Source organism: Shigella sp. FC1967 (assembly GCF_001743005.1).
In the GTDB taxonomy this organism is placed as follows: domain Bacteria; phylum Pseudomonadota; class Gammaproteobacteria; order Enterobacterales; family Enterobacteriaceae; genus Proteus.
The window spans coordinates 1-442 of the sequence record NZ_MIIZ01001254.1 but is presented as its reverse complement, the minus strand read 5'-3'; the positions used below and the strand labels follow the sequence as shown (position 1 = coordinate 442).

The 442-nt window shown below is 49.3% G+C and carries 1 tRNA gene and 2 rRNA genes; all 3 read left to right on the top strand.

Annotated features, from left to right (window positions below):
- Positions 1-81: ribosomal RNA gene (locus BHE89_RS20840) — 23S ribosomal RNA — on the top strand; the annotation flags it as partial.
- A 116-nt stretch (positions 82-197) separates the two neighbouring features.
- A 5S ribosomal RNA gene (rrf, locus tag BHE89_RS20835) occupies positions 198-314 on the top strand.
- 49 nt (positions 315-363) lie between these two features.
- A tRNA-Asp gene (locus BHE89_RS20830) sits at positions 364-440 on the top strand.
- Positions 441-442: the final 2 nt, after the last annotated feature.

Here is a 442-nt window from a genome sequence, read left to right as displayed (position 1 = left end):
CTAAGACGTTGATAGGCTGGGTGTGTAAGCGTAGCGATACGTTGAGCTAACCAGTACTAATGAACCGTGAGGCTTAACCTGACAACACCGAAGGTGTTTGTCAGAGAGACGAAACGATGAAGTAAGCTTGTTTAAGATTGATAATTACTGGTGACGAGCCGTTGAAGGGTGAGTGACGGGTAATAAAACAGAATTTGCTTGGCGGCCATAGCGCAACGGTCCCACCTGATCCCATGCCGAACTCAGAAGTGAAACGTTGTAGCGCCGATGGTAGTGTGGGGTCTCCCCCATGTGAGAGTAGGGAACTGCCAGGCATTAATTAAAGCATTAGTGTTAAATAACATTAATCGCAAAAGAATACGCGGAGCGGTAGTTCAGTTGGTTAGAATACCTGCCTGTCACGCAGGGGGTCGCGGGTTCGAGTCCCGTCCGTTCCGCCAAC